General features: G+C 51.6%; 9 protein-coding genes. 2 read left to right on the top strand and 7 right to left on the bottom strand.

Annotated elements, in window-relative coordinates:
* Positions 1 to 212: 212 nt before the first annotated feature.
* From LBR61_10490 to LBR61_10470, 5 genes are all read right to left on the bottom strand, one after another.
* Entirely contained in the window at positions 213 to 1,370 is a 1,158-nt protein-coding gene (locus LBR61_10490) for an amidohydrolase (GenBank protein MDR1732505.1), read from the bottom strand.
* Positions 1,371 to 1,433: 63 nt separating this feature from the next.
* A complete protein-coding gene (locus tag LBR61_10485; GenBank protein ID MDR1732504.1) occupies positions 1,434 to 2,708 on the bottom strand; it encodes a TRAP transporter large permease in 1,275 nt (424 codons plus the stop codon).
* The gene (locus LBR61_10480; protein MDR1732503.1) at positions 2,705 to 3,229 is read right to left on the bottom strand and encodes a TRAP transporter small permease; all 525 of its coding nucleotides are present in this window, start codon (positions 3,227 to 3,229) and stop codon (positions 2,705 to 2,707) included. Before LBR61_10480 ends, LBR61_10485 begins: the two co-directional genes overlap by 4 nt.
* Positions 3,230 to 3,304: 75 nt before the next feature.
* A complete protein-coding gene (locus LBR61_10475) occupies positions 3,305 to 4,270 on the bottom strand; it encodes a TRAP transporter substrate-binding protein (GenBank protein ID MDR1732502.1) in 966 nt (321 codons plus the stop codon).
* A 123-nt stretch (positions 4,271 to 4,393) separates the two neighbouring features.
* Entirely contained in the window at positions 4,394 to 5,206 is an 813-nt protein-coding gene (locus tag LBR61_10470; protein MDR1732501.1) for a creatininase family protein, read from the bottom strand.
* Positions 5,207 to 5,519: 313 nt separating this feature from the next.
* On the opposite strand from LBR61_10470, the gene LBR61_10465 reads away from it, so the two are divergent.
* Both LBR61_10465 and LBR61_10460 read left to right on the top strand, forming a co-directional pair.
* The gene (locus LBR61_10465; GenBank protein MDR1732500.1) at positions 5,520 to 5,858 is read left to right on the top strand and encodes a type II toxin-antitoxin system RelE/ParE family toxin; all 339 of its coding nucleotides are present in this window, start codon (positions 5,520 to 5,522) and stop codon (positions 5,856 to 5,858) included.
* A gap of 2 nt (positions 5,859 to 5,860) precedes the next feature.
* On the top strand, positions 5,861 to 6,313 hold the full coding sequence (locus LBR61_10460; protein MDR1732499.1) for a putative addiction module antidote protein: 453 nt from the start codon (positions 5,861 to 5,863) through the stop codon (positions 6,311 to 6,313).
* 101 nt (positions 6,314 to 6,414) lie between these two features.
* Here the strand turns inward: LBR61_10460 and LBR61_10455 are convergent, their stop codons facing one another.
* Together LBR61_10455 and LBR61_10450 are read right to left on the bottom strand one after the other, a co-directional pair.
* Positions 6,415 to 7,452, bottom strand: coding sequence for a toll/interleukin-1 receptor domain-containing protein (locus LBR61_10455; GenBank protein MDR1732498.1), 1,038 nt, complete (start codon positions 7,450 to 7,452; stop codon positions 6,415 to 6,417).
* Between the two features lie 153 nt (positions 7,453 to 7,605).
* Positions 7,606 to 7,893, bottom strand: a complete 288-nt coding sequence (locus LBR61_10450; GenBank protein ID MDR1732497.1) for a hypothetical protein — start codon at positions 7,891 to 7,893, stop codon at positions 7,606 to 7,608.
* Positions 7,894 to 8,242: the final 349 nt, after the last annotated feature.

Here is an 8,242-nt window from a genome sequence, read left to right as displayed (position 1 = left end):
GGGGTTCTTTGGAGGAGCGCCCCGTCTTCCGATTCAGCCCGCCACCGACGCCGTGCGGGCCGACATCCGGACTCAGCTCGAAAAACTGGGCCTGCTGGGGAAATATAAGTAGCCCTGGCAGCCTTAATTTAAATTAAGAAAGCTCGTATCGGCCCCTGTGGAACTGATACGAGCTTTTGTGGTTTTCACCTGCGCTTTTTTTGTGAAGCCCGTTATTGAAACAGCCGATCGAAGTCCGAGCCGGTCAGTTTAAAGGCGGCTCCGGCGAGGACGATTGCGCCGGTGACAATTGCCCTTTCGTCGAAAAGAATCGAAGGATTGTGAAGAGCGACATGGGATTCAGGTTGCTGGTTTCCCGTACCGATGCGCAAAAGCGCGCCTTTCACGTGTTCAAGGTAGTCCGCAAAATCCTCGGAGCCCATCGAAGGCGACGGCAGTTCCTTCACGGTGTCGCCGCCCAGAAGCGCCCGTACCGCGTCGGCTGCCGCGTCCACAGTTTCGTCGTCACAGATCAGCGGGGGACCGCCGGGGAAAAACTCGACGTCCGCCGTCGCTCTCAAACTCAGGGCGGTATGAGTTACGACCCGCTCCAGGCTTTCCCGGACGTGCAGACGCGTTTCCTTCGAAACCGTGCGGAAGGTCCCATCCAGTTCCGCGGTCGGAGGAATGACGTTCGACGCCGTTCCCGCCGCAAGTTTGCCGATCGTAATCACGGCCGAATCTACGGGAGAGATCTCACGGGCCACAATCGTCTGAAGGTTCATAATAATGCTTGCCCCGACCACGACAGGATCCACAGATTTGTGGGGATGAGCCGCATGGCCGCCTTTGCCGTGAATGACGATGCGGAAGCGATCCGGAGCCGCCATCATCGCTCCTTTCCGGATGCCGACGGAACCAATGGGAAGGTCCGGCCAGGTGTGAAGAGCAAGAATAACGTCTACGTCCGGATTTTTCAAAGCTCCGTTGGCGATCATCGTCCGTGCGCCGTTGACCGACTCCTCAGCAGGCTGAAAAAGGAATTTGACGGCGCCGTGAAGTTCATCGCGTCTTTCGGCGAGCAGCCGCGCCGCTCCCAGAAGCGCCGCCGTGTGAATGTCGTGTCCGCAGGCGTGGCACTTTCCCGCCGAGGCGGAAGCGAACGGGAGTCCGCTCATTTCCGTGACGGGAAGCGCGTCGATATCGGCTCTCAGAGCTGCCACCTTCCCCTTTCCACTGCCCTTCAGGAGGCCGATTACGCCGGTTTTATCCCCGTTTGGCCGCGTCTCAATGCCGTATTTATTCAATTCACGCTCTATTAATTTCGTCGTTTCGTATTCCTCGAAAGCGAGTTCGGGGTTCTCGTGAATCTTTCTGCGCAGGGTCGTCATATCCTGCTCTAATTCGTGCGCGCGTTGCACTAAGGATGTCATTTTTAATTTCCTCACTTGAAATCACTTGAAAAAAATCGACGGAATAACTGTGGAAATCCAGGGGACATAAGCGATGATCAGCACTGCGGCGAAGATCGGAATATAAAGGGGCAGCACCGCGATAGCCATACGCTTATAGGAAATCCCCGCAATATCGGCCGCCAGGGAAAGGCAAACTCCAACAGGCGGAGTGATCGATCCAATGCCCGTCGTAAAAACCAGCAGGACTCCAAAATGGATGGGATCGATGCCGAGTTTAATGATGACCGGCACGAGAATCGGCGTCACGACAATCTGGATGGCCGAGGGGATCATGAACATTCCGATAAACAGCAGAAACAGAACGATACAAAAAAGCAGAACATCCGGGTTGTTCGAAAAACTCAGCATGGCGTTCAGGACTTTGGTCGGCACCTGAGCTCGCGTTACCACCCAGCTGAACATCGTGGCAAAGGAGATGATGATGAGAATGCGGATGCTGCGAAGCGCCACATTGGAGAAAAGATCCCATGTCTTTTTGCCTGAGAATTCCCGATAGACGAAAAATCCCATGAAAAAACCATAAAAGACGGCAGCTGCCGCGGACTCCGTTGGAGTAAACACCCCGCTCAGAATGCCGACGACGATGATCGCGGGCATCGCCAGGGCGGGAAGTCCCTGCCAGATGGAACGCCAGAATTCGGGGAACGCGAGTTTTTTTGACGTGGGATAGTTCATCTTAATGGAGTAAAAATAAGTGTAGAGCATTTGCGTGCCGGCGATGACCAAACCCGGAAGAATACCGGCCGCCAGCAGTTTACCAATCGACTGCTGCGCGATAACGCCGTAGAGAACCAGCCCGATGCTGGGAGGGATGATGGGACCGATCATCGAGGAGGCGACCGTAATGGCAGCGGCAAAGTCCGCGTCGTAGCCTTCCTTTTTCATGGCGGGAATCAGAATGGACCCTATCGCTGCCGTGTCCGCCGTCGCCGATCCGGAAATTCCGGCAAAAACAACGCTCGCCAGTATGTTGACCTGCGCGAGCCCGCCCCGAATATGTCCGACAAAGGCCATGGAAAATTTAATGATTCGGTCTGTAATGCCGCTGGAATTCATCAATTCTCCCGCCAGAAAGAAAAAAGGAATGGCGAAGATGGTGAACGAGTTGATGCCGGACACGAGATTTTGCGGCATGGCGTTGAGGGGAATGTTGTTGCTCAGAAGATAGAAAAGTGAGCTGACGCCCGTGGCGAATGCGATAGGCATACCGATCAAAACAAGAACGACGAGAATGGCGAGCATTACGAGAATCATGACAGCGCCTCCTTTTCTTCAATTTCGCCGGATTTTTGGGAAGCGCCTCTCAAAAAAGCACGGATGTTTTCCTGAATGTTGCAAATAGTATAGAAGGCCATGAGCAAACATCCTGCCGGAGCCGCAATTCTCCACCAGACGAAGGGGATGCCCAGCGCGCCGGATTCGATATGAGCGGAAGCGCGAAGCAGCTTGGGTGAGGCGCAGAGAATGGCCCCGAAAAGGACGAGGACGATGATGTCGGCAGTGACGCGCACAACGGTCTGAAGAGCCGGCGGCAGGGAGGCCGCGAACTCCGTAATGGCGAGGTGCGAGTTTTCGTAGCAGAGAATCGGCGTGCCCAGCATCGTCATCCAGACCAGCATGAAACGGGCCAGTTCTTCACTCCATACGAGCGGACTGGCGAGGACGAATCTGAAAAAAACCTGCGCCAGAGTTAAAATGACGACGCCGACAAACATGACACCGACCACAAACCGAAGAAGTCCAACCGACAGACGGACTATTTTAGAATTCTTCATAACAGGCTTTCCCCTTTATTATTGTTACGAACGAAAAACAGGCGCCGCCTGTCCGGACGGCGCCAGACGAACCGGTTATTTATTTCCCAGCTCCTGAATCAGTTCGTAGTTTTTCTCCCCCCAGGACTTGATCCCCAGGCTCTTGCGGACGTTTTCCGTGGCGGCAACAAAGGGCGCCAGGTCCGGATAAGTGATGACGACGCCAGCCGCTTCCATCTTCTTCAGAAATTCATCCTGCTGTTTCAGCATCAATTCGCCGGCGGTCTTCTCCGCGGCGCTCTGCGCCCTGTTGACCGCCTTACGCTCGTCTTCGGAGAGGCCCTGATAGAAATCCTCGTTGATGACGACAAAGGCCGGTTTATCAATGTGATTTGTCATTACGATGCATTTCTGCACTTCATAAAACCCCGCCGAATAAATTGTCTCCACCGGATTCTCCTGTCCATCGACGACGCCCGTCTGAAGTGAAGTGTAAATTTCGCCATAGGCCATCGGCGTCGGCTGCGATCCGAAAGCCTGCAGGGTCTGAACATAGTAGTCTCTTTCGGGAGAACGGATTTTCAGGCCTTTCAGGTCTTCTATTGAATTGATCACCTTGTTGGCGCTGATCACGCGGGGGCCACGGGCAAGGAGTCCCAGCATACGCGAGCTCCGTTCCTCGATGCAGCGTTTGTTCCATTCCTGTCCGATGGGACTTTCCAGAATTGCGTTCCAGTTCTTCTGGCTCTTGATCAGGTACGGCAGACTGAGATATTCGATTTCGTTCAGCGGAGGCTGACCGCTGGACATCATCTGGATGGTGCCCATCTGTACCTGTTCCAGCTGTTCCTCCGTGTTGCCAAGCTGGTTGGACGGGTAGAGAAATACCTCAATGTCCGTTGCGTCTTCCACGACTTTTTTGAATTCTTTCATGCCTTCGTAAGCGGCTTCTCCATCACTGGCCCAGGTTCCGTAATGGATTTCCTTTTTCGCCGCCCAGGACGCCCCCGCAAACACACAAATCAGAAGAACCGTCAACATTACCAGCAGAGTCTTACGCACAGTTATTCCTCCTTCAAATTTCAATCATTCAAATTCTTAATCTTTCAAATCTTAAAGTTACCGCTTTAAAACTGCTGACTGCCTGATGAAGTCAGGTGGATCGCGTCGATATTTTTCCGGATCTCACTTCCAGATCGTCGGCAACGCCGGATCGACGCTTTTCCACTTTTCCACCAATACCGCGCAATTTTTCACCACTTCTTCGAACAGAATCCGCCCCCTTTCCACCGTGCCCGCTGCCGGATCTCCGCCCGTAATGCCAAACGGGGAAAGGTCCGCCACATTCCAGTACATGGAAAGTTCCTGACCTTCATATTCCGCTTTGGCGAGCATTTTGGGTTTGAAACCATGAATTTCTTCTGCCGTCTTCCAGTCTCCGAGAAGATCCGGGCGCATATCTTCTTCATAAAGATAGGTTGACAGCGAGGTTAAAGGTTCCGAACCGTGCCCTGACGGGTTTTTGCCGTCAAAGACCTTTTTTCGGAATTCCGGAGTCAGCAGGAGCCACAGATCGACCGTCGGGATCATGATTCCTTTTTCCCGCCGTATTCGCCTCGCCAGACGGTCGAGGACGGGGCCGTTTCCCGCGTGTCCGCTCAGGAACATGAGGCGTCTGACGCCGCACTCCATCAGACACTCGCAGGTGTCGCTCAAAACCGCGAGCATCGTTTCAAACGACAGGGAAATAGTGCCGGGAAATCCTCGAAAGTAATCCGAGTAACCAAAAGGAATCGTCGTCGTACAATAAGTCCCCGTTTTTGCCGCCACGGCTGAGGCCACCGCTTCCGCGCACCGGTAGTCTCCCGTCGGGGTATGAGGGCCCTGCTGCTCTGTGGACCCCATCGGGATCAGAACGACGGGGTCCTTTGCGAAAGCGGCCTCGATTTCCTTCCAGGTCATTCGAAAGAGTTCATGTTTTTCCGCAGTTTGTTTCACACCGACCACTCCTTTTAAGCATTCGTTTCACTGTCAGATCTCCGCCTGACAAATCGTTATGTTATCATGGAGTTTAAATATCTGTTTGGGTTCTTTTAACTTTTTCAGGTTCTTCACAAGCAGCCTTGGGACTTCAACCTGTTGGCGCATTCCGCAAGTCTGACAAGTCAGTGTGAAAATAAATTTCAAGCGGGATTCCTGCAGGGAACGCTTTATAACGATAAACCGCAGAATAACGACCACTCTTTCCAGACTTACTTGACCGATTGTAGCGTATACACTACAATCGGTCAAAAATAGATTGGAGTTTTTCATGGAAGCAACTTCAAAGCGAATCATTTTTTACAAAACTCCAAATGGTGATGTACCGTTCGAATCCTGGTTTAGAAATATTGCAAATATTCGTATGGAAAAGGCTGTACTTCAACGTATGGAAAGAGTATTACAAGGTAATTACGGAGATTGCGAGTCTGTAGGAGAGGGTGTACTGGAATTACGATTTCGCGCTTTCGGAGTAAGGATTTATTTTAAGGAAATTGGCGGCATAGTTGTCCTGTTGCTGTGCGCAGGCGACAAAAAAACGCAGGTGCAGGACATTGCCCGGGCAAAAGCGTACTGGCAGGAATATAACAGTCGCATAAGCGAGGTGTGACCATGAACGAAAAAACAAGAGAAGAAAAACTTCTGGCTTTGGCTCTGACTATGCCTGAATATGATGACTTTGTCGTGAAAGAATACCGTGAAAAACCAGCACTTGCGCTGGAAATGATTCAGGACGAATTTCAGGAATATGTCAAAACGAACGACATACGTTGCTTCCTTTCCACTCTACGCAAAGTTGCGGAAGCGAAAGGCTGGTCCGAACTTTCCCGCAAAACCGGTTTGCCGCGTTCAACACTGTACGCCGCTCTTTCAGGAGAAACCGATCCACGAATCAGCACGGTGATGAAAATTCTCAACGCGTTGGGCATCGAAGTTTTGACGAACATCATCCCTTTCAGCAGTGAAGGGATAAGACAATCACTCGCAACCAAAAACAACACGGAAGAAATTCAAGCCATTCAGCCTGAAGGCAGCTTCGACAGAGTCGAGAGACTGATTTTATGAGCCCGGCTTCACCTGAAGAATTTGCTTAATTTAAACTGTGGAAATCCCTATACTTCTCTTTCGAGACTTCGTTAAAATAGAGGACATTGAGGTCAGCGGCTCTATTTGTTCGAGGCGCCAGAAGACGCTGACTTTTTCACGCTTACACCTGCGCTTCCACCACTTCCTCCATTGCCGCCGCTTCCACCTCTGCCTCCTCCTGCACTTCCGCCGCTTCCACCTCTGCCACCACTGGCGCTTGCGCCGCTTGCGCTTACGCTCACACTTGCGCCGTTTGTGCTTACGCTTACGTTTCCTCCGCTTGTGGTTATGGTCACGGTTGACGAACTTTTGCCGGATCGCTGAGACTGGGACTGCGACTGAAATTGAGAGGACGTTCGCGTGGTTTTTGCGCTGGCGGGCGTTACGTCCGTTTTGTTCACAATCGCGTTTTTGCCTTCGTCGGGCAACTGAGTTTGAGCCTCGTCGTTCCTGACTCCCTCTTCTTTATGAGCGGTGACATTCGCGGTCGGTTCTGAAACTCTGACGGGATTTTCACGTCCCCGGAGCAAAAAGGCCAGCGCCGTGAAAAGAAGAAGGGCCGCCGCTCCGAAAAGAGCGTACTTTTTCCAGACTTCTGCCTTTTTTCCCTCGAAGGGCATTCCTTCGAAAGAAGTGGAAGAATACGCGGGAAGGTCTTCTGCTGAAAGAGGTTTGATCCTGTTAAAGACAAGGGCGGAACAGATCTGTTCCGCGATGCCCTCCACGCTGTCAACGCGCGTAATGCCCTGAGTGGGGGTCAGGCTCAGCGCGAGGCCGGGCGGAAGGACGCTCATATCGTCGAGATAAATCGGAATGACCTTTTTCTTCAGCCTGAGGGCGTATTCCGCCTCGGAGCGCACATAAGAGGATTTCGCCGCGTTTTTTGAGGCAAACAGGAGAAGTGCTTCACATTTTGCAATCGCCGCTGCGATTTCGTCCGTCCAGGTTGAGCTGACGTTGATCCCCCTGTCATACCAGATCGGGTATCCTGCCCTGAACACCCGCGCGAGGACCGGATAAACGGTCGCGGAGTCCTGGTGGGCGTAGCTGACAAACACGAACGATTTTTCATCCAGGCCGCAGGAGGGAACACTTTGCGTGAAATTCTCTTTCTCCATAATTCATCGCTCCAAATTTCCAATATTTGACCCGAAGATTTTGACTCGAAGATTCCCGAAGATTGATGAAGATTGATGAATACATCCTAACACAGAAACATTCTCCTGAAATCAAAAGCGACGTTTACGAGCCGACGTGGAATGCCCTCCGTTTCACGCAGAGAGTTTGTTGCCGTCGATAAATTTTTGGATTTCCTCCGCCCCGCCAAACAAATAATATCGCCCCTCCAGTTCAATTGTGGGAATCCCTATACTTCCCTTTCCTCTGATATTATCGAAAAGCGCGGAGGTATCCCTTATTTTGAGGAATTTCGCCAAGGGGGCGGTTCCCGAACTTATATCGACGTAATCGTATTCGACCTTATTTTTCTCGAACAGATCTTTGGCCTCGACCGTGTCCGGGCAATAATCGCTTCCATAAATCGTGACTTTCCTTTCCATGTTCCTTCCTCCTTCAAACTGAATTTTGAACCTGAATTTTGAACGAAGTTTATTATCCCGAGAATGTTTTCGTCAATAGGAAGTGTTCAAAAATAAATAATATGCACAGAAACCTGTTGGCAGCATCGAACACATTGAACAGCGCGTCTTGCCAAACGAAGTGAATTTGTGTACTCTTTTATAAGTATGTAAACTATGAAAATGTTCAGAACATGGACAGCGTCCAGGGAGGAAAATCTGTGAGCGTCGACATCAGTATTCGAAACGCCGTCAAGAAATTCGGGAACGCCACGATCATTTCGGGGCTTTCTCTGGATGTGCGGGGTGGTGAATTTTTCACCCTGCTGGG

It is taken from the genome of Synergistaceae bacterium, assembly GCA_031272035.1.
GTDB lineage: Bacteria > Synergistota > Synergistia > Synergistales > Aminobacteriaceae > JAISSA01.
This window is presented reverse-complemented; position numbering and strand designations above follow the sequence as displayed.

What these genes read in the sequence shown, in the direction of transcription:
- LBR61_10460 (MDR1732499.1), top strand. Translation starts at nt 5,861, where the DNA reads ATGAACGAAAAAACAAGAGAAGAAAAACTTCTGGCTTTGGCTCTGACT.
- LBR61_10490 (MDR1732505.1), bottom strand. Translation starts at nt 1,370, where the DNA reads ATGACGACCCTGCGCAGAAAGATTCACGAGAACCCCGAACTCGCTTTC.
- LBR61_10480 (MDR1732503.1), bottom strand. Translation starts at nt 3,229, where the DNA reads ATGAAGAATTCTAAAATAGTCCGTCTGTCGGTTGGACTTCTTCGGTTT.
- LBR61_10450 (MDR1732497.1), bottom strand. Translation starts at nt 7,893, where the DNA reads ATGGAAAGGAAAGTCACGATTTATGGAAGCGATTATTGCCCGGACACG.
- LBR61_10465 (MDR1732500.1), top strand. Translation starts at nt 5,520, where the DNA reads ATGGAAGCAACTTCAAAGCGAATCATTTTTTACAAAACTCCAAATGGT.
- LBR61_10455 (MDR1732498.1), bottom strand. Translation starts at nt 7,452, where the DNA reads ATGGAGAAAGAGAATTTCACGCAAAGTGTTCCCTCCTGCGGCCTGGAT.
- LBR61_10485 (MDR1732504.1), bottom strand. Translation starts at nt 2,708, where the DNA reads ATGATTCTCGTAATGCTCGCCATTCTCGTCGTTCTTGTTTTGATCGGT.